Consider the following 20,424-nt stretch of genomic DNA (forward strand, 5'->3'; position numbering starts at 1 on the left):
TGTTATACTCCATTTTCATCAAGACCAGAAACCCAAACTTTCATCTTCACGCAATCCAAAAAAGGAGGTTTGTGAAATGCGATAACCATTAGGATTACCTAAGACTTCATGAAAATTTTGTGTATTAAAGATAATAAGATCACCTACCTCTGGCACCATTCGTAAACAATCATTCACATCATCGAGCACTTCATAAGGAAAATAATATTCATTCGGCACTTTCATCTTTTCATTTTCAGGCGTATGAATAGTGTCATAGACTACTAACTCGCCTTTGTTACTTACGGTGTAGTAAATATTCCAAGTTAGTTGTCTTAAAATTTTTTTTACATCCCATTCTGTTGCTATGTGAGAAGGCGCATGATCAATATGTAATTTTCCATGTCCTTTAAAACTTCGGAATGCTCCTGCAAAATATTCTCCATAGCCATCTTCTTTAAAAACTTCAGCTTTTCTACCACTTTTATCATTAAATAACTTGAGCACTTCATTTACAGGATTTATGTTTAAATCCTTGTATATATTATCAATTTGCTCTAATGCTTTCTCTCTTTGTTCAAAATAGTATTTTTTTTCTTTAGTTACACATTGATTGTGGCACACTCCTATATGATTAACAGGAATGTCATTTAAATGTGAATAATTAGAAAAATTAGATTGAATTAATCGTTCTGCCACTTGGTCACATATGTCTTTCGAAATGAAATTTTTAACAATAATTCCAGGGATTTTAAAATCAAGTAAAAGATTAAAGTTTTCTTCACTCATTTCATAAAATTCATTTTTAATCCAGTTTTTCATTTGGAACTCCTAATTCTTTAACGATAAATATATTTTTCTGGCATAATAAAAAAATCATTACCATGTATATAATATTTGATATTAATATTAATTTTAAAAATTGATTACTTATTAAATCCAATAAAAACCCTAACAACATGCTCATTAAACCAGCACCAAAACAACCAATTGAAAACGATATGCCATATATCAAACTAAGCTTACCATTGGGTGAATATTTAACAGTGCCAATATATCCATACATCCATAGAATCTCAAAAATAAACACCATGATCATAAATAAAATTAATGCTTGGAATTTATCACTTACTGCCAAAGAAAATACATAAGTTATTACTGTTAGCAGTGAAAGAGTAACTACAATTAATTTAGAGAAACCATTATATAGATCTATTTTATTTGAAACATATGTAAATGCTACTGAACCAGAGATAATAGCTATACCTGCCACAACATATGACATTGAACTTTCATTCGCTGAAATATGATATTTTTGTAATGGATATATTGTTTGTAAAACTGAATAAGTACCTTGAAAAAAAATTGCAGTAATTGGAAAAAGTAATGCATACAACCTAAGAATTCCATTATTTTTCAAAATTACAAAATAATCTTTTATTCCAAATAAAATATTATTACTGTCACTGCTTTGAATTTTAGGAAAATCTTTTAAAGTTCGAGATAAGGTAATTAGAAAAATTGAAATAATATAAGTTATCAAATTAATTACAATAATTCCTTTTAGATTTAGCTTACCGATAAATAGTATTGCAAATATTGCAGCCACACTAATACCTATGTGGTAGCTACTCTGCAATATACTTGAATAAAACTGTTGTTTTTTATTATCAAATACATATCGGCATGCAACTGTTCTATTCACTCGAACAATTTGATCAAACATTCCCCTAACAAATAAAATAGCAATTACCCAATAAATACTCTTATCAACAAAGAGGATCAGTAATCCTGTAATAGTCAATGCACATATTTCTGATAACTTCCATTTCAATAAAGGACTTTTCCCAAATTCCCAATTATTCCTTATAAAGACTATTAATAATGCTGGTAGCCATTGGAGACTAACCAGTATTCCTGTCAATAAAGCTGATTTAGTAGTTTCATAAAAATAAAAAGTTAATGATATTTGTAATAGTATCGACCCTAATGATGATATGAAGGTCGAACTAGATAATAAAAAAAGATTTTTCAGAGAAATATCCATAGGCATTTACTCTACCAATGAATTTTCACGGATAGAATTAATTTTATTATGCCCAGCTATATATTCAGATCTGGCAATAAATAAAATGTATGGGCCAGATTTTAAAAATGAAATTTCAAAACCTTATAGTTTTTATTATTCATCAATTTGGAACTTCTTAATGATTTATAGAAAAAATGTATTAATTATTTATGGCGAACTGGATGGAGTAAAAACTAACAATGGTAAGTCAAAAGGATTTTATGAGATTAATGAAGTTACGAAGTACTCTCCTATTCCGTATGAAATAGTTCAAACTTTCAAAACAATTTCTATGCGAAAAGCAAACTTCAATTTAATAATTGAGAAAGACAAAGATCATTATTTAATAAAAAATATAAGAAAATATAATATTTAAAAAAATATTGATTTTTTAAAAGAGACGCTCTAGTCTTTAGCTGAATTTTAATCACAATAAACTAGCCATGAATCAAATAGTTAAAAACTTAGACACTTATAATCTTTATCTTTCTCCCGAAATTTCTCATTTAATTAGTGAAATGTCATATGAACTGGCTTTACTAGGAGGCCCTGATTCTTTACATGTTCAAGATAAAATTCTAGCTTTTAAAGAAATACTAATTGCAAAGTTAAACTCATATGAAAAAAGTATTATTGAAAAATATATTCGTAGAGAAATACCTTATCTCGTTCTTGAAGGACTCAATATTAAAAAGTTAGATCGTAGTAAAATTGATATTACTCAATCAACACAATTACCGTCACTTGAATTACTTGAAACAGATATAGATATATTAACACTCGCTTCTTCTGAACAAATCATATTGGCACTGCTTGAGGAAGATGCTTTCGCATTTGATATAGATAATTTAGGCAAAATCGTTAGAGTTGTTGCAAACTTAAAAGGTGGTGGAATCACAAAAATTGAAAATGAGAATCCTGACAAGAGTTCACATTCAGGTATAGCACTAACTGCACACACCGAAGCTCCCTATCATACAGTGACTAAAGTTGTTAATAATCATTCACCAGCTCCCTCTTCTTTAATTTTAACAGCAAGATGGAATCCCCTGAACGAACCTACTAGTTTAATTCCAATCTCAAGAATATTAACTCAATTAACTCTTGAAGAGATAATGGCTTTAACAACAGAAAGTTTTAACTTTACTAGAAGTGAAACTTTTAATGAGGGCCAAGGATCTGGTGGAGAAAACGTTTCTATTTTAGAAGTAGATAAACATGGTTATATAGCCATGAAATATAATTCCTATAGATTCACTCCAAACGAAAATGCTTCTTTAAAAATTAAAAATGCTTTTTATAAATTTGAATCAATTGTTCGACAAACTCATATTGTTGATTCAATTAATTTAAATCCTAATACAGTTTTAATTATTAATAATAGTTTATGCTTACATTGCCGAGATATTATTAAAGATAACCGTAGAACATTAGTTCGATTATTTGGTTATAGAAAAAACCTTGATTATATTGTGCTGCAAAAAAATCCACTTATTGTGAAAGGCTAATAAATTGAATTTTGAACTCCTCTTTATCTTAGGCTTAGTGGCTATGGTAGCTGGATTTATTGACGCTATTGCAGGTGGAGGAGGTTTAATCACTCTACCTGCATTGCTCTTATCAGGTGTCCCTCCCGTATCTGCAATAGCAACCAATAAATTACAAGCAGCCTCTGCAACACTTTCAGCAACTATTAGTTTTGCAAGAAAAGGGCTCATCGAGTGGCGTAAAGCAATCCCTATCGCTTGTATGTCTTTTTTAGGGGGAACATTAGGGGCTCTTTCAGTTACCCTGATGCCTAAAAATGTTCTTTTAACTATCGTACCAATACTTTTAATATTGGTTGCTTTATATTTTATTTTTTCACCAAAGCTCAGTGATGTAGATAAAAAACCTCTTATTCCTTATTTTTTATTTGCACTTCTAGTGGCGCCGTTATTAGGGTTCTATGATGGCGTTTTTGGTCCCGGGGTTGGTTCATTTTTCATCGTTGCATTTGTACTGTTATTAGGATTTAAGCTAGTAAGCGCTTTATCTTATACCAAGTTAGCAAATGTGGCTTGTAACCTAGGTTCGTTATCTATATTTATCATTAAAGGATACGTCATTTTTCCAATAGCTTTTGTGATGGCTGGTGGAGCTTTTATTGGTGCCTCGATAGGCGCAAAATTTGCAGTAAGATTTGGCTCAAGAGTGATCAAGCCCTTACTTATAATCATCAGCTTATGTATGGCTTTAAAGTTACTAGTAGACCCTAAAAACCCAATTTTTATATATTTAAGCCATTTCTTTTAAGTTGTTCCTTCAATATTTGCAAATCAATAGCATGTTTCCTTGAGGTTCTTAAATCTGGTGAGAACCTCTTGCTACAGGACACAACAAATAATTTCACACTGCTACATTTAGAAAAACTTGATTTCTTTTTATTTTTTTAATAATAAAGTTTAATAATTGGACTATAAAATAGAACTAAATATGGAAAAAAAAGATGATGCTACAATCATTGTAGAAGAAAAATCAGATCAACAAAAATACGAAGTATTAAAAGAAAAGCTGAGATATAAACAGGCACTTAGAGCCAACACACAAAAAATTGATCACAAAAATGTTCGCTTAAATATTCAAGCCGATGCTTTACCTAGTAAGACTTTTTTTATAATGAATGCACTTGCTGCGATCATAGCTGGATATGGTCTTCTTGCAGATTCATCCGCTGTAGTCATTGGTGCAATGTTGGTAGCAATGATGCTTGGCCCTATTTCAGGAATAGCTCTTTCATTTATTGATAATAGATGGATTTTATTTAGAACGTCATTCATCACCCTTATTTTGGGTTTAGTAATGATTTATTCGATTGGTATTATTCTGGGACTCATTAATATAAATATACCAATCACTGGTGAAATTTTAGCTCGAACAAAACCTACAATAATGGATCTTATGATTGCACTCGCTGGTGGAGCAGCAGGTGCTTTCGCCGCTATATCACCTCGACTCTCAGTTGCTGTTGTAGGTGTGGCTGTGGCGACTGCTTTAGTTCCACCATTAGTTGCAAGTGGAATCTTAATTGCTCATTTAGAATGGAAAAATGCTGCAAATGCTTTGATTTTAGCTATAACGAATATTATAGCGATTCAAGTCAGTTCCTCATTAGTTCTTTGGATTGCAGGTTTTAGACGAGGTTCTGATACTGAAGTAAAAAGTAATGTCTTTGAATTTATAAAAAGAAATATCATTAGTTTATTGTTTTTAATGGGTTTAGCGATTTACTTAACACTAAATTTTATACACATGCTAAATAAACAAATTTATGAGAACGAAGTAAAATCAGACGTTAATAAATATTTTAATATTAACAATAATATTGTCGATACGATTCAATTCGATAAAAGAGATGCTTTTACGCTTGTTCGTATTGTAGTGCGTGGAGACACCACTCTAACAGCATTAGATATTCAAAAGCTTAATCAACTATTACCAAAAGATTCAAATGAGAAATCCACTATTGCTCAAATTAGATTTATTCCAGTAGAGATAATTGAAGCACCAAACAGTCCAAGTAATACAGTGATTCAGCATAAAGAAGCAGAACGTTTAGTTAAATAAATATTAAAAAAAGCTAAGCCCCGATTAGCGGGGCTTAGCTTTTATAAAGTAGTTCTAATTAAAAAATTACTTATTTGATGTCTGCAAATTCAGAAACAGGTTTGTTCACTTCAACTTTTGTGCCACCGAATTTTTCACTTACGAATTTTTGCACTTTCGGTAAGTGGTAAAGTTCACCAAGTTTCGTATAGATCGGGTCATTTTTGTTTGCTTCAGCTACGCCCAATAAATTGACATAAAGCTTAGTAGACTGGTCAACAGGCTCACGGAAGATAGCATCTTTCATTACATTAAGACCACCCTCAAGTGCCAATGTATTACCAAGTACAATTGCATCTACATCGTTTTTAACACGAACTGCTGTAGTCATTTGAATTGGTTTTAATTGTAAATTTTTAGGGTTTTCAGCAATGTCGTTTGTAGTCCCTTTTATAGGATCAAAGTTTGGTTTAAGTTTAATCAGTTTAGCAGATTGTAATAATGTTAATGCACGAGCTTCGTTAGCAGTATCGTTTGGAATTGCAATCGTCGCGCCTTGTGGGAACTCTTCAACAGTTTTAATTTTATCTGCATAAATACCCATTGGTTCCAAGTAAGTTGTCGCAATAGCTGCAACTTTCGCTGTATTTGAAGCATTGTAAGCTGCCAAATAGTTAAATGACTGGAACGCATTTACATCTTGCTCACCATTTGCGACAGATGTATTGAGCACAACATAGTCAGTCAAATTGGTAACTTGAAGTTTAATACCCGCTTCTTTAGTCTCAGGAAGCGTTGCAACATATTTCCATACATCCGTATCTGAACCTGTTGAAACCAGTTTAATTGTTCGAACAGACTCAGTTTTGTCTTTGGTTGTTGCAGTATTTTCAGTTTGTGCAGGTTGTTTATTACATGCAGTCAGTGTTAGTACAGATGCGCTGAACAATACACTAAATAATTTTTTCATAGGTACATCCTAAAATAGGAAACGCCTACCCTACAAAAGAGTGAGACATTCCCAACCATTGGGTCGAAATGCAATATTTGGCCGGAAATAATTTCCAGATATAGGGTTTAGAAGCCTGAATTCAGCACTATTCATTCCTTGAACTTGCTCGCTAAACAATAGAATTATGTTTTGAAACAGCCTCTAAATATGGGATCATCATATATCAACAAGTGAATATTCTACAAATAACTTGTTCAATTCTGATATATAGTCATGCTCACAGCAACATATTGAAAACATAAACATTTTTTAAATACCACATACATATTTGATTTATATGAAATTTTCAGGATTTGTTATCAATATTTAAGCTAAATATCTGTTTAATTTTTACTTTAATCATGTGCTTAAGATAGACAAAGCATCTCATAAACTTTCATTTGAGCAATATGCGATTTTAACTAATGCAAAACAGATAAGTTTTCATTTCTTACATTTATCACCAGATGTAAAGCCACATCTGAGGTATCAGCAATTTTTTTCTATATTACAAATATTTTAATCATATTTATCGAATATTTTTTGATCATACCACTTTTCAAATTCAAAACTGGTTACAGGCAATTTTTTGATCATCTCCTCACTTTCCTTAAACATTTTTTCGACTTCATCTTTAAAATCAATATTAAATCCTTCTAAATCTTCTAACTCAGTCCCTCTATGAATTATATTAATTAAGTCCATAGAACAATTATTTTCTTTCAAAAGTCTAAGCATATATGGTGTATACAAAAAATGTTCAGCCTCATTTATATCTATATAATTATTTTTTAAAGAATGCAAAAGCCCGAGATTAACTAGTAAAATTAACTTTTCCAAATCAGTTTTTCCTGATTTATTCATTTTTCCCTCCAAAAATCCTATCTTAGCTTCAAAAACCTAAACAAAAGTTCTTTAGTAATAATGAATATATTCACTTCACATCCAAGTCACTATATTAAATTTTTCTTTTTTGAACTATTTAAAATTTTACAAAATAGTTAGGTACTTTTTGAGTCTTTTATATGTATTTATACAACTACGGAATAAGTATGATAGCCACTGACATCAAGGCCATATGTTGTTTCAACTGAATCAATTTATGTTATAGAAATAAAAAAGCCCCTGCTTGTAACAGAGGCTTTCAAAATTTGATGGATACGATGAAATCCAAGTTCAGTAAAATACTTCTCAATAGATTTTATTAAAGTTTATTTCCTTGATGAGCAATTAGCTCAAACTAAGTATGGATGATATAGCACTATGCAATTCATCTTCTGCATTTTCAATTTCATTGCTTGTCCAAGCAATATAGCCATCTGGTCTAATCAGCATGCATTCATTTTCATCATTAGTCCAACAGCGTGAAAGCTCTCCATAAGAGTCTTCAACATCTCTTTTTAGCCCTACCTGTATAACTTTAATATCCAAGTTAAGCTGTCTATTAATGTTATCTACAGCAAGCTTCCATTTATCACCTTGCAACCAACAGAAAAGCGTAAATTTTCCATTGCCAATCAAATCCAAAGTTGAGATTTTTCTATGATTTTTGACTAACCATGTATGAGAGAGTTTATGGCCAGCATTAAATGAAGGATAGTAATAAAGATCTTCATCTCGACAAGAATCTAATTCATTTTCAATATTATGTTTTGCTCCAAAAATTGCAGATGAATGATATCGCACATTAGTTTCTACACCTAAAGCAGCAAACTCATAAGCTTTATATTCAATTGCAGACCTTAAATCACGGCGTTTAAGAGCACATTTTTCATTACTCTCACTCAAATCATTAATGCTTTTTTGCATCGCCTCTGTACTGTACTTTCCATCTAACTCTAAAGCAGAAAATATAGTAGAGAACTCTCGGACACTTTGGTTTGCACGCTTAACAATTCGCTCACCAACAGGTGCTCTTTCATCATTAAAACTGTCTAATAAACCACGACCCGCTTTGCCATTTAATACAAATGCTAATTTCCAACATAAGTTATAAGCATCTTGTATAGATGAGTTTGAACCGAGTCCATTAGAAGGTGGATGGCGATGGACAGCATCACCAATACAGAAAACTCGACCTTTCGAATATTGCTCCGCATACATTTCATTGACTGTCCATAACGACTTACTACTTATATTTATTTCAATGTCGTTATCGCCAATAAGCTGTTTGCAAATCGCAATCGCTTCATCATCGGTAAGAGATGGCTCTTCCTTTTCAATGTCGTAACCCCAAACAATCTGCCATTCATTCCAAGGTCTAACCATTCGCAGTAAACCTAACCCAATCCCACCAATGTTTGCTCCGGGTTGTATAATCCACCAGAGGTATCCAGGTCGATGCGAAACATATTTTGTTAAATCAGCTTTAAAAATAATGCTGATACTGCCACTTTTCCCCATTTTACCAGCCATAGGCAAATCTAAATCTTTTACGACTTGGCTGCTTGCACCATCAGCTCCGATTAAATACTTACATCTGATTAAGTATGTTTGTTTAGTTAATCTATCTAAAACAGTGACAGTTACCCCATCCTCATCTTGCACATGAGATAGATATTCCGTATCAAATCTTGGATGGCTACCTCGTGATGCAGCATTTGAAAGCAAAATAGGTTCAAATAGATGTTGAGGAAGATCGCACTGTTCACAAGGGCTCGCTTTAGCATACTCAGACATTCTTTCTGGATGATTCATTCCATAAGGAAAACGTCCAATTTCATCACCCGTTAAAGATGTGCAATAAACCACATCTCCCATAACTTCTTTTGGGGCTGCTTTTGCGATTACTTCATCTGAGATGCCTAAGTCTCGGACAACTTCCATTGTTCTTTGACTGATATAATGGGCACGCGGACTGTTTGCTAGCCATCTATATTTAGTTATTATGATATTTCTAATTCCATAAGTACTTAACATAAGTGCGGCAGAAGAACCAGCTGGACCACTCCCAACAATTAAAACATCAGTTTCTAACATTTTTATCCTGGCAGAGTAAAACTTGAAGTGCGACATAAACCACCTAATTAATTTAAAGGGTTTATGGAGTATATAAAATTGTCATACCATCATCTTAACTTTGAAGATCGTACTGCATTAATGCTTGAGTCAAGAAAAGAAGGCTTTTCAGCCAGAAAATTTGCTGAACTTATTAAAAGACATCCTAGTACGATCTATCGTGAGCTTAAAAGAAATAGCATCAATGACGTTTATCAAGCTCAATATGCTTCTGATAACACTTTTGCTAGACGTAGACGTGGTCACAGAAAACTCAAAATCGATTCAATCCTCTGGAAATTTATTGTTGAAGCGATCCGTTGTTTATGGTCTCCTCAGCAAATAGCAAAGCGTTTAAAGACATTTCCTGATTTGGATCAAACAATGAATGTAAGCCATACAACGATTTATTCAACGATACGAGCATTACCCAAGGGTGAGTTGAAAAAAGACTTATTATCCTGTCTACGTCATGAAAATAAAAAGCGAAAAGCTAACGGTGAACCTAAAAAAGATTCTATATTACAGGATATTAAAACTATTCATGAGCGCCCAGCCGAAGTTCAAGAAAGAAAAATACCGGGTCATTGGGAAGCTGATTTAATTAAAGGTAAAGACAATAAAAGTTCGATAGCAACACTTATTGAACGAAATACACGGCTCTGTATCTTGGCAACATTACCTGATGCAAAGGCAGAATCAGTGCGCAAGGCTTTAACTGAAGCTCTGAAATATTTACCTGCAGAACTGCGTAAAACGTTGACCTATGACCGTGGACGTGAGATGTCAGAACATAAAATACTCGAAGAAGATTTAGGCATAGATGTATATTTCTGTGACCCACATTCACCCTGGCAAAAAGGCACATGCGAAAATATGAATGGTTTAATTAGGCAATATTTACCTAAAGGGATTGATTTAAATCAGGCAGATCAGCATTATTTAAATCAAGTTGCCATGTCACTGAATACTCGTCCTAGAAAGGCGTTAGATTGGCTTACACCATTAGAGAAATTTGCTCAGCTTGTTGATTATCATATGGCTTTTGAAACTGTCGCACCTCATGTTTGAATTCGCCCCTATTACTTACATATTTTTAGCATCTAAATAGTTATTGTACATATTTAAAGCAAATAACCATCTTAAACATAATATTGTTTCAAAAACTCTTTAAGACCAATTGGAGATAAAGGCTTCACTATATTAATTTTCCAATAGATCTATAAAACAGATAAAATAAATTTCCACATATTTATAAATCTATTATTTCCACAAATATAACATTTGAGGTTTATTGGTTACATTGGCAAATCCCTACACAATATATCTTTTAGACACATCTAACTCTCCGATTAAATTTATATTTTTTAAGTAGAATTTTTTATTTATTAAAATTATATGAACCATACCTTTAAAAATAAAATTATAAAACAATCATTATTTCAATTATACTTTATAAAAACAAATATTTTGATACCACCAATAGGATTATGAATCATGAAAAATAAAGCCATATTTTTGATTATATACAAATATTCTACAATACTATTTCCAATCTAAAAAACTTCCCAATGTATAAGCTAAAAAAATAATAAATCTATTGAAAATTAAAATTATTTTTACACATAACCTTGGTACTTATGAATTAAATTAGCAAAATAAAAAACAACTATTTTTTAAAAAAGACCTATTAATTATGCAATACAAAATAAAGCCCTTTAAACTTTTTATTTTAAAAGGCTTTTAACATTTATTTAAATAAGAAATACTTTTAATTGCTAGGAACTAATTCAAAATCTGGAACAATACTGCAAAAAGTAGAATATTTGCGATCACTATGGCCCAACCACCGTATAACATGTATTTGAGTTGACTTGAACGTGCTAACCCCATTTGACCAAACATATCAGAAGATGGGAAAGGACCAAACCAGTCTACTTGGGAACTTGATAATAGAACTGCTGTAACCGCAACAGGTGGAACACCATTTGCCAGTAAAATTGGTCCAAAAATTTTATTGGTAAATGTCATTTGTGCAACAGCTGCGCCTGGAATATGCCCCACAATATTAAATAAGAAAATACCAAAACAGAGCATCGCAGGACTTAAGTCGACCAAATACGGTGTCGCATTATCCAACAGTGTTTGGTAAGCATTGAGTTTTTCAACAAGAACTAAAATTGGATTGTATAACCAGTAAAGAATAAACATCCAGACTAATTTACCGCATCCCTCGTAGAGTGCTTCTAAAATTTGTTTAGGACTAAAACCCGCAACGAGGCCAGTTAATGTGGCAACAGTAAGCATCACAATAATTGCAAAACTAAAACCTGCTTTAAAAATAATTCCAAGAATTGCCATCACGATAATTGTGCCAATAAATACAATCGCCGCACGTTTACTTCTTTTCAATTCGGAGGCACTTTCTATTTTTTCAGAAGGTTCTAAGAAGTTTTCATTATAGGTATATTTTCCAAAAGTCCACTTTTGTATATAGCCAGACATAAACCAACCTGTAAGAAGTGTGACAACACTCATAGGAATGGCACAAGCACTTAAGTATTGCGGGTAAGTTAGGCCACCCAACTCTAAAATAGTTACTGTACTTGGTGTGAAGGGCCCTATAAAAAGACCGACCGAACCTGCTGTCATCAACAGTAATGCAACGGTGGGTGGCGTTAAACCAACAGCTGCTGCAATTGGAATAATGACAGCGACAATAATGGCATTACCACCTGCCATAGTCCCCAATGAACCACAAATAACAACTGATGAAATCATGATGCCCAGTTTTACGCGAGGAATACTTGAAAGCCCAACTTTATTGACAATAAATTTGACCAATTCTTTCGCTGCACCTGTTCGGTTGGCGACTTCACCAACCCCTGCACCCAACATAATAATAAGACCGACAGTCGCAATAAATGAGCCTGTAGACTTTGCAAGTATTCCACCTAATTCAAATACACTAGTGGATGTCATTATCACACTGATAATAATCGCAATAATCACCGCAAGCACAATATCTAGGCCGATAACAGTTAAGAGTGCTAAGGCAAAAATAGGCAATAACCCAATTAAACCGACCTCCTCTATGGGTAAGCCTTTTGCATAAAATGCTAAAACAAAGCTAAGAATAATAATGGTAATAAGGACAATATTTTTAGGTGTCCTGATATTAGGTATTGTTATAGAAGATTGCTCAACTGACATATGTATCACTCCTTGATCATTGGCATTGAATTTCACACCAATTTACAAGGGTTTATTGACATTAAATAATGAATTCTAATAGATTACCTATAACTATTAGTTATGTGCTCATTTATGAATCTTCGACACCTAGAAATCTTCTATTTAGTCATGCTTTTTGGTTCACTCACAGAGGCAGCATCATCGTTATGTATTTCACAGCCTGCGGCAAGTAAATTACTCAAACATGCGGAACAACGACTTGGTTTTTCTCTATTTAAGCGAGTCAAAGGTAAATTACAGCCAACAAAAGAGGCCTATATCTTATATGATGAAATTAAGCCAATTTATGAAAAAATAAATGAATTAAATAAATTAACGGATAACTTAGCAAGAAGTACTCAAGGTCAAATCACACTCGGGTGTTTGCCCAGTTTAGGTTTAAGTCTCATCCCCAAATTAACTGCAAAATTTCTAAAAAAATATCCTGATGTTTTTGTCAATATTGGTACAGATCATACTCAAGCATTAGAGCAGAAATTATTAAGACGTGAAATTGATATTGCGGTGACATTTCAACCTCACACTCAGCATGGCATTATTGCTACGCCTGTTCTGGATATTCCTTTGGTTTACATCGACTCTCAGCCTATCGATGCAAAGCAAGATATTCACTCAATTGATGAAAATAGATGGATTCAACCCTACTCAGACTCCCTCATGCAAGTTGTAAAAAAGTACAGAACATTTAATAAAAGTATTGTGAATGTACAAACCTATTATATGGCGAGTGAACTTGTGCGCGAAGGTTTGGGATGTAGCATTACCGATATTTATACTGCTGCACACTCCTTACCAAATCATATGATTCACGAAATAAAACCAAGTTTGTATACCACGATTTATATTTTAGAAAATGCCACTGTGAGCACGACCAAAGCGACTGAAGATTTTATTGAATTAATTAAAAGAGAAGTGGCTTTCATGACACCATCAATTAACCAAAAGTTATGAGTAGTATCTAAAAACTCATTTGTTTAACGTTTTATCTTCTTCTTTAATGCAAATGTGTGTTGCAGATATAGCATGGAAGAATGAAAAAACATGTCGTTGTCATTGGTGGTGGAGTCATTGGTTTAAGTACAGCCTATGCACTTATTCAAGCAGGCCATAAAGTTACAGTAGTGGAAGAAAAAGACCAGATTGGCTGCCAGACAAGTTTTGCAAATGGTGGTCAACTCAGTTATCGCTATGTTGCACCTTTGGCGGATGCAGGCGTTCCATTTCAGGCACTGCAATGGTTAGGAAAAGCCCACTCGCCTTTAAACTTTAAATTGAACTTTTCACCTCTTCAATGGTCTTGGTTATTCCAATTCCTCATGGCATGTAATCGCAAAGATAACATTGTGAATGGAAATCATATTTTACGGTTGTCCCTATATAGTCAAAGTATTATGTCTAAATGGCGTGATGAAATTGATAATTTTGACTGGGTAAAATCGGGAAAAATGATTATTCATCGCAATGAAAAAGCATTTAAAAAAGCAGCATTAGCGATAGATCCAACTGTACAAAAAGTGCTGTCACCAGAAGAAACCGTTCAACTTGAACCTGCTTTGAAAGGTATTGGATCTACATTAGTGGGTTCAATTTATACACCTGATGATGAAACAGCAGATTGCTACAAATTTTGTTTGGCATTGTATAAAGCACTAGAAGAAAGTAACAACTTCAAATGTTTATACGCACATGAAGTGACAGGTTTTTTTGCAAAAAATAATCAAATTACTGCAATTGAAACAAATCAAGGACGTATAGAAGCAGATGATTTTGTCGTTGCTGCGGGCAATGGTAGTACTGCAATTTTTAAAATGGTGGGTATTTCAGTCCCCGTTTATCCACTAAAAGGATATAGCCTGACTTTACCATTCCCAGAAAAAGCCAATATTGTACCCAATATAAGCGTGACCGATTATGCGAATAAAATTGTATATGCAAAATTAGGGAATCAGCTTCGTATTGCCGCAATGGTCGATATTGGCTATCAAGATATCTACATTCGAAAAGAACGTATAAATGCATTGAAAGATACGGTACGAAAAACATTTCCTGATTTACTGGGTGTAAATACAGCACAAGAATGGAGTGGTTTACGTCCATCCACCCCTACAGGTTTACCCATTTTGGGTCGTAAGAAATATTTAAATTTATGGGCAAATATTGGCCAAGGTAGTTTAGGTTTCACATTGGCCGCTGGTTGTGCCATGGTCATTAGTCAATTAATTAGCCAAACAACATCACCAATTACATTAGATGGTTTATCTCTGGAGAAATAAAATGAGTCATTACATTCAACGTATTGATACGAATGCACGTTTATCAGGTTGTGTGCTTCATAACGGTTTGGTGTATGTTTCAGGTCAAGTGCCAACAACTTTAGATGCTAATGCTAAGCAACAAACTTTAGAAGTTCTGGCAAAAATTGATGCTTTACTGGAACAAGCTGGTAGTGATAAAAGCCGTATTTTAACTGCACAAATTTGGATTAAAAATATTGCTGAAGATTTTGCAGTGTTCAATGAATGTTGGGAAGCATGGTTACCAGATGGAGCAGCACCAGCACGTGCGGCTATTCAAGCAGATTTGGCACGTCCGCAAGTATTAGTCGAAGTAATGGTTACGGCAAGTATTAAATAATATTTGCCTTAAATAAAGTCAGTGAATTTACTGGTTTTATTAATTTCATGTTCAAATATAACCAATCATCAACTCAATGTTGCACATCTTTATAGGTAACGCTGATCACCTCATCCTTACTAAATACTTTACGAATTGATTTTAATCTGATCAGTTAGTTAGGCTGAGACAAAATAAATTTTCAAAAGACATTTTTAAAATTTTTTATAATAAAAAACCCATTCCAAAAATTTGAAATGGGTCTAGTGAAAACCACTGAGCCTGAAATAGTAAAAATTAGAGCTTAACAATATCTACTGTAATGATTTGATGAAAAAATACAATATATATTCAAATAATTTTTTAGATAAAATTTACTAAAAATTAAATTATATTAATTAACAAAATGTATTTCCTTTACTTCTTCATTTAAAATTTTTAATGCAGTTAGACAAATATCTAAATATTGATTATCTGTAATTTTTTTAGGATAGGTATTAGCATCAATATTAATAATTACCCCATTCCACGTAAAAAGCTTTCTAAATGTATTTGATTTACATGCCACATCACTACTCAAAAAATCAGCTTTACGATTATAATATTGTGGTGAATACATAAAAACTCGAAACCCACCTTCCACCACAATATCACCTTCCCACTTTTTCCCTATTAGTTTATCTATATCTATAACTCTAATAGTAAAACCATTAGCACCATAATACTCTCTTGGTATTAACCAAAACCGTCCACTACGCTTTATTAAAAAATATTTACGAGAGTCAAATTTTGGTAGTCGTACGAAGTCTTCTTGTGTATAAGAGTCAAACTCTTCAGCTAGCCTAATCCTTTCCCGTTCCATATTTGAATGAATAAGAGCATCTTGATCTTTATCTGTTAAAGGAACACATTTATATACAAGCCATGCTATAAAAATAATTAAAAGCAAAATCCATATAAAACCTTTAGTTGGTGTGTAGTTTTTTATTTTCATTTTTCCACCTTTAATAAACTAAGAATCAATACACCTACATTTTGATATGGGTTATTTGGGGGTAAAAGCATAGATAAAAAAAGCCCCTGCTATTAACAGGGGCTTTTCGAATTTGGCGGAAGCGGTGAGATTCGAACTCACGGAGGACTCACACCCTCGTCGGTTTTCAAGACCGGTGCATTAAACCGCTCTGCCACGCTTCCATGTGCGTAAGAATACAAAGCTTATTCATTTTATTCAAGAAAAATATCATTGCTTTGTGTTCAAGTGCATATTGTTTCATCAATTTTACAGTTGAGCAGCTAATTCTGCCCCTTCTTTGATCGCACGCTTCGCATCTAGCTCTGCTGCAAGCTTTGCACCACCAATAATATAGTAGTTTGCTATAGTCGACTCGCCTTCTTTTGGCATCAAGTCTTTTACCGACTCTTGACCTGCACACACCACAACAGTGTCTACGCGTAAAAGCTGGTCTTGACCATTATGCTCAATCCACAGTCCTTCATCGGTAACTGCTTTATATTGCACACCACGCAGCATACGTACACCATGCTTTTTAAGTTGTGCACGATGCACCCAGCCCGAAGTCTTGCCAAGACCAACACCGAGCGGTGTTGTTTTACGTTGCAGTAAATAAATCTCGCGGATTGCTGGTTCAACTACTGGTGGTTGCATACCACCTTCAGAAATATAGTTCGGATCTGGATCTACACCCCATTCACGTTGCCACTCAGCCAAAGGTTGAGGCTGTGGCTGATGTGGTGGTTTAAGTAAGAACTCTGATACATCAAAACCAATACCACCGGCCCCAATCACTGCAACTTTTTGTCCAACTTCTGCCCCTTGTAAAACTTGAGCATAGGAAAGAACTTGTGGTGCATTACTTCCTTCAATTTTTAAAGCACGTGGTATTACACCCGTTGCCACAATAACTTCGTCAAAACCTTCACGCTCAAGTTGCTCACGATTTACACGAGTATTTAAACGTACATCTACACCTGTTTTTTGAAGCTGTACTTTAAAGTAGCGAATCGTCTCGTGGAATTCCTCTTTACCTGGTACAACCTTGGCAAAGTTAAACTGACCACCTACATCTTTATTAGCTTCAAACAAAGTCACTGCATGACCACGGCTTGCGGCAACAGTTGCAGCAGACATACCTGCCACACCACCACCAACAACTGCAATACGCTTAGGCTGTTTAGTTTTTAAATAGACCAATTCTGTTTCATGGCCTGCACGTGGGTTGACTAAACAAGACACACGTTTATTTTTAAATGCATGATCTAAACACGCCTGGTTACAGGCAATACACGTATTAATTTCATCAACACGATTAGTCGCAGTTTTATTTACCCAAAAAGCATCGGCCAATAAAGGACGAGCCATTTGAACCATATCTGCCTTGCCTTTTGCCAAAATCTCTTCGGCAGTTTCAGGCATGTTAATACGGTTAGATGCAATGACTGGAATTGAAATATGTTGTTTTACATGGGCTGTATAATCGACAAACGCTGCACGAGGCACAGAGGTTACAATAGTTGGTACACGTGCTTCATGCCAACCAATACCCGTATTTAATAAAGTGACACCCGCTTTTTCTAAAGCCTTGGCAACAATTACCACTTCTTGCATGGTGTTACCGTCATGCACAAGGTCGAGTAGCGATAAACGGAAGCAAATAATAAATTTTTCGCCTACTTTTGCACGAATTGCTTTGACTATTTCAACCGGAAAGCGCATACGGTTTTCGATTTCACCGCCCCAACGGTCAGTACGCTGGTTTACATGGCGACTTAAAAATTGGTTAATCAGATATCCTTCCGACCCCATAATTTCGACGCCGTCGTAGCCTGCTTTTTTAGCAATGTCAGCGCACTGTGCATAGTCTTCAATGGTGCTGAGAATATTTTTTTCAGAAAGCTGGCGCGGTTTAAATGGTGAAATTGGCGATTTAATTGCGGTTGAAGACACCACAAAAGGCTGATAACCATAACGCCCTGCATGCAAAATTTGCATTAAAATTTTTGAACCATGTTTATGGACAGCGTGAGTCACTAAGCGATGCTGAGGAATATCAAATAAGCTATTCATAGTACCGCCAGCTGGAGCCAACCAGCCTTGACGGTTCGGAGAAATACCACCCGTCACAATCAGACCAACCCCACCTTTTGCACGTTCTTCAAAATAAGCGGCCAGTTTTGGATAATTATAAAAACGATCTTCAAGTCCCGTATGCATGGAACCCATCACCACACGATTTTTAATAGTGGTAAAGCCTAAATGTAATGGTTTTAATAAATTGGCGTAACTTGTCATGCTGCGTCCCAATAGTTTTTTGCAACTTGTTGCATAGTACTTTAATACTTTTTTAATAATTTTGGATGACCAAGAATTATTTTTTATTTGAGATTATGGTCAATCTACCTATATAGATGACAATCCCATATTTTATTAAATAATAAATACCAATCATAACAAGTGAATTAATGCTTTTTTTGCCAAAAAAGCACCATGAATAGTGCTACAATAGCCGCCATTCAGAATTCTCGAGACCACCTCAACGGGGTCTTTTTCATAAATGTTAGGATTAGCAATGACTGATAATGCAACTATCTTGCAGCATGTACCAGTAGGCAAAAAAGTTGGGATTGCCTTCTCCGGTGGTCTAGACACTTCAGCTGCTTTATTGTGGATGAAACAAAAAGGCGCTGAGCCTTATGCATATACTGCAAACTTAGGCCAGCCAGATGAAGATGACTACGATGCAATTCCAAAGAAAGCAGAACAATATGGCGCTGTAAAAGCTCGCTTAATTGACTGCCGCTTACAATTGGCGCTTGAAGGTATTGCTGCAATTCAGTGTGGTGCATTCCATATCAGTACAGGTGGCGTTCCTTATTTCAATACGACTCCACTCGGTCGTGCAGTAACAGGTACTATGCTCGTTACTGCAATGAAAGAAGATGACGTAAACATCTGGGGTGACGGTTCAACTTATAAAGGTAACGATATTGAACGTTTCTATCGTTATGGTTTGTTGACTAACCCAAATCTTAAAATTTATAAGCCTTGGTTAGATCAAAACTTTATTGATGAGCTTGGTGGCCGTGCAGAAATGTCACAGTTCCTCATCGACAACGGTTTTGACTACAAAATGTCAAAAGAGAAAGCGTACTCAACTGACTCAAACATGTTGGGCGCAACTCACGAAGCAAAAGATCTTGAATACCTAAATGCTGGTATCAAAATCGTTGATCCAATTATGGGCGTTGCTTTCTGGAAAGATGAAGTTGAAATCAAACCAGAAGAAGTCACTGTACGTTTTGAAGAAGGTGTACCTGTTGCGTTAAACGGTCAAACTTTTAACAATCCAGTTGAACTTATTCTTGAAGCAAACCGTATTGGTGGTCGCCATGGTTTAGGTATGTCTGACCAAATCGAAAACCGTATTATCGAAGCAAAATCTCGCGGTATTTATGAAGCACCGGGTATGGCCCTTCTTCATATTGCTTATGAGCGTTTGGTTACAGGTATTCATAACGAAGATACGATCGAACAATACCGCATTAATGGTTTACGTTTAGGTCGTTTACTTTACCAAGGTCGTTGGTTCGACTCTCAAGCACTTATGTTGCGTGAAACTGCACAGCGTTGGGTTGCTAAAGCGATTACTGGTGAAGTGACTCTTGAACTTCGTCGTGGTAATGACTACACCATCATGAACACTGAATCTCCAAACTTAACGTACGAAGCTGAACGTTTAACAATGGAAAAAGGCGATTCAATGTTTACGCCAATGGACCGTATTGGTCAGTTGACTATGCGTAACCTCGATATTACCGATACACGTGCAAAACTTGGTATCTATACAGATGCTGGTTTACTTTCAATCGGTCAAGGTTCTGCTATTCCTCAATTAGACAGTAAGAAAAAATAATT

17 protein-coding genes and 1 tRNA gene are annotated in these 20,424 nt (G+C 34.5%); 9 read left to right on the forward strand and 9 right to left on the reverse strand.

The genetic code is table 11. The features are described from left to right. Nucleotides 1-18: 18 nt before the first annotated feature. Both F985_RS16780 and F985_RS16785 read right to left on the reverse strand, forming a co-directional pair. Nucleotides 19-801, reverse strand: coding sequence for a 2OG-Fe(II)-dependent halogenase WelO5 family protein (locus F985_RS16780; RefSeq protein ID WP_004702946.1), 783 nt, complete (start codon nt 799-801; stop codon nt 19-21). Beyond that, nucleotides 785-2,026 carry an MFS transporter gene (locus F985_RS16785; protein WP_004702948.1) on the reverse strand — a complete coding sequence of 414 codons (1,242 nt, stop codon included), beginning with the start codon at nt 2,024-2,026 and terminating at the stop codon, nt 785-787. The genes F985_RS16780 and F985_RS16785 overlap by 17 nt, the downstream gene beginning before the upstream one ends. 85 nt (nt 2,027-2,111) lie before the next feature. On the opposite strand from F985_RS16785, the gene F985_RS0104550 reads away from it, so the two are divergent. From F985_RS0104550 to F985_RS16800, 4 genes are all read left to right on the forward strand, one after another. After that, a complete protein-coding gene (locus tag F985_RS0104550; protein ID WP_228128574.1) occupies nt 2,112-2,423 on the forward strand; it encodes a hypothetical protein in 312 nt (103 codons plus the stop codon). 67 nt (nt 2,424-2,490) lie between these two features. After that, nucleotides 2,491-3,555 carry a Fe(II)-2OG oxygenase family protein gene (locus tag F985_RS16790; protein ID WP_004702952.1) on the forward strand — a complete coding sequence of 355 codons (1,065 nt, stop codon included), beginning with the start codon at nt 2,491-2,493 and terminating at the stop codon, nt 3,553-3,555. A gap of 43 nt (nt 3,556-3,598) precedes the next feature. Continuing rightward, nucleotides 3,599-4,342: a TSUP family transporter gene (locus F985_RS16795; protein ID WP_004702954.1), complete on the forward strand. Its 744-nt coding sequence runs from the start codon at nt 3,599-3,601 to the stop codon at nt 4,340-4,342. Nucleotides 4,343-4,522: 180 nt separating this feature from the next. Continuing rightward, nucleotides 4,523-5,653 carry a DUF389 domain-containing protein gene (locus F985_RS16800; RefSeq protein WP_004702955.1) on the forward strand — a complete coding sequence of 377 codons (1,131 nt, stop codon included), beginning with the start codon at nt 4,523-4,525 and terminating at the stop codon, nt 5,651-5,653. A 70-nt stretch (nt 5,654-5,723) separates the two neighbouring features. Here F985_RS16800 and F985_RS16805 read toward each other — a convergent pair whose 3' ends face one another. From F985_RS16805 to F985_RS16815, 3 genes are all read right to left on the reverse strand, one after another. Further along, nucleotides 5,724-6,602 carry a MetQ/NlpA family ABC transporter substrate-binding protein gene (locus F985_RS16805; protein WP_004702956.1) on the reverse strand — a complete coding sequence of 293 codons (879 nt, stop codon included), beginning with the start codon at nt 6,600-6,602 and terminating at the stop codon, nt 5,724-5,726. Between the two features lie 540 nt (nt 6,603-7,142). After that, nucleotides 7,143-7,487 carry a DUF3969 family protein gene (locus F985_RS16810; protein WP_004702957.1) on the reverse strand — a complete coding sequence of 115 codons (345 nt, stop codon included), beginning with the start codon at nt 7,485-7,487 and terminating at the stop codon, nt 7,143-7,145. Nucleotides 7,488-7,853: 366 nt separating this feature from the next. Next, nucleotides 7,854-9,602: an FAD-dependent oxidoreductase gene (locus F985_RS16815; RefSeq protein WP_004702958.1), complete on the reverse strand. Its 1,749-nt coding sequence runs from the start codon at nt 9,600-9,602 to the stop codon at nt 7,854-7,856. A 63-nt stretch (nt 9,603-9,665) separates the two neighbouring features. On the opposite strand from F985_RS16815, the gene F985_RS16820 reads away from it, so the two are divergent. Then, nucleotides 9,666-10,691 carry an IS30-like element ISAba125 family transposase gene (locus F985_RS16820; protein ID WP_001988464.1) on the forward strand — a complete coding sequence of 342 codons (1,026 nt, stop codon included), beginning with the start codon at nt 9,666-9,668 and terminating at the stop codon, nt 10,689-10,691. A gap of 714 nt (nt 10,692-11,405) precedes the next feature. Here the strand turns inward: F985_RS16820 and F985_RS16825 are convergent. Further along, on the reverse strand, nt 11,406-12,833 hold the full coding sequence (locus F985_RS16825) for a Na+/H+ antiporter NhaC family protein (RefSeq protein ID WP_004702959.1): 1,428 nt from the start codon (nt 12,831-12,833) through the stop codon (nt 11,406-11,408). A 114-nt stretch (nt 12,834-12,947) separates the two neighbouring features. On the opposite strand from F985_RS16825, the gene F985_RS16830 reads away from it, so the two are divergent. The 3 genes from F985_RS16830 (at nt 12,948) to F985_RS16840 (ending at nt 15,509) form a co-directional block, all read left to right on the forward strand. Beyond that, nucleotides 12,948-13,826, forward strand: a complete 879-nt coding sequence (locus F985_RS16830; RefSeq protein ID WP_004702960.1) for a LysR family transcriptional regulator — start codon at nt 12,948-12,950, stop codon at nt 13,824-13,826. 80 nt (nt 13,827-13,906) lie between these two features. Beyond that, complete coding sequence (locus F985_RS16835) at nt 13,907-15,148, forward strand: D-amino acid dehydrogenase (protein ID WP_004702961.1); 1,242 nt, start codon at nt 13,907-13,909, stop codon at nt 15,146-15,148. Nucleotide 15,149: 1 nt separating this feature from the next. Continuing rightward, complete coding sequence (locus tag F985_RS16840) at nt 15,150-15,509, forward strand: RidA family protein (protein ID WP_004702962.1); 360 nt, start codon at nt 15,150-15,152, stop codon at nt 15,507-15,509. A 373-nt stretch (nt 15,510-15,882) separates the two neighbouring features. Here the strand turns inward: F985_RS16840 and F985_RS16845 are convergent, their stop codons facing one another. The 3 genes from F985_RS16845 to F985_RS16855 all read right to left on the reverse strand — a co-directional run bounded on the left by F985_RS16845 (nt 15,883) and on the right by F985_RS16855 (nt 18,801). Beyond that, the gene (locus tag F985_RS16845; protein ID WP_004702965.1) at nt 15,883-16,482 is read right to left on the reverse strand and encodes a hypothetical protein; all 600 of its coding nucleotides are present in this window, start codon (nt 16,480-16,482) and stop codon (nt 15,883-15,885) included. Nucleotides 16,483-16,595: 113 nt separating this feature from the next. Continuing rightward, nucleotides 16,596-16,685 (reverse strand) — tRNA-Ser (locus tag F985_RS16850). A gap of 85 nt (nt 16,686-16,770) precedes the next feature. Then, nucleotides 16,771-18,801: an NADPH-dependent 2,4-dienoyl-CoA reductase gene (locus F985_RS16855; RefSeq protein WP_004702966.1), complete on the reverse strand. Its 2,031-nt coding sequence runs from the start codon at nt 18,799-18,801 to the stop codon at nt 16,771-16,773. Between the two features lie 262 nt (nt 18,802-19,063). Here F985_RS16855 and argG point away from each other — a divergent pair, with 262 nt between their 5' ends. Further along, the gene (gene argG, locus F985_RS16860) at nt 19,064-20,422 is read left to right on the forward strand and encodes an argininosuccinate synthase (protein WP_085945707.1); all 1,359 of its coding nucleotides are present in this window, start codon (nt 19,064-19,066) and stop codon (nt 20,420-20,422) included. Nucleotides 20,423-20,424: the final 2 nt, after the last annotated feature.

Origin of the sequence: Acinetobacter seifertii, from assembly GCF_000368065.1 — a bacterium.
GTDB lineage: Bacteria > Pseudomonadota > Gammaproteobacteria > Pseudomonadales > Moraxellaceae > Acinetobacter > Acinetobacter seifertii.

Bases quoted from the DNA above. Each gene is read 5' to 3' on its own strand.
- F985_RS16805 (WP_004702956.1), bottom strand. From the start codon at position 6,602: ATGAAAAAATTATTTAGTGTATTGTTCAGCGCATCTGTACTAACACTG.
- F985_RS16810 (WP_004702957.1), bottom strand. From the start codon at position 7,487: ATGAATAAATCAGGAAAAACTGATTTGGAAAAGTTAATTTTACTAGTT.
- F985_RS0104550 (WP_228128574.1), top strand. From the start codon at position 2,112: ATGTATGGGCCAGATTTTAAAAATGAAATTTCAAAACCTTATAGTTTT.
- F985_RS16825 (WP_004702959.1), bottom strand. From the start codon at position 12,833: ATGTCAGTTGAGCAATCTTCTATAACAATACCTAATATCAGGACACCT.
- F985_RS16790 (WP_004702952.1), top strand. From the start codon at position 2,491: ATGAATCAAATAGTTAAAAACTTAGACACTTATAATCTTTATCTTTCT.
- F985_RS16820 (WP_001988464.1), top strand. From the start codon at position 9,666: ATGGAGTATATAAAATTGTCATACCATCATCTTAACTTTGAAGATCGT.
- F985_RS16815 (WP_004702958.1), bottom strand. From the start codon at position 9,602: ATGTTAGAAACTGATGTTTTAATTGTTGGGAGTGGTCCAGCTGGTTCT.
- F985_RS16785 (WP_004702948.1), bottom strand. From the start codon at position 2,026: ATGGATATTTCTCTGAAAAATCTTTTTTTATTATCTAGTTCGACCTTC.
- F985_RS16830 (WP_004702960.1), top strand. From the start codon at position 12,948: ATGAATCTTCGACACCTAGAAATCTTCTATTTAGTCATGCTTTTTGGT.
- F985_RS16845 (WP_004702965.1), bottom strand. From the start codon at position 16,482: ATGAAAATAAAAAACTACACACCAACTAAAGGTTTTATATGGATTTTG.
- F985_RS16855 (WP_004702966.1), bottom strand. From the start codon at position 18,801: ATGACAAGTTACGCCAATTTATTAAAACCATTACATTTAGGCTTTACC.
- F985_RS16800 (WP_004702955.1), top strand. From the start codon at position 4,523: ATGGAAAAAAAAGATGATGCTACAATCATTGTAGAAGAAAAATCAGAT.
- F985_RS16780 (WP_004702946.1), bottom strand. From the start codon at position 801: ATGAAAAACTGGATTAAAAATGAATTTTATGAAATGAGTGAAGAAAAC.
- F985_RS16840 (WP_004702962.1), top strand. From the start codon at position 15,150: ATGAGTCATTACATTCAACGTATTGATACGAATGCACGTTTATCAGGT.
- F985_RS16795 (WP_004702954.1), top strand. From the start codon at position 3,599: ATGGTAGCTGGATTTATTGACGCTATTGCAGGTGGAGGAGGTTTAATC.
- F985_RS16835 (WP_004702961.1), top strand. From the start codon at position 13,907: ATGAAAAAACATGTCGTTGTCATTGGTGGTGGAGTCATTGGTTTAAGT.
- argG (WP_085945707.1), top strand. From the start codon at position 19,064: ATGTTAGGATTAGCAATGACTGATAATGCAACTATCTTGCAGCATGTA.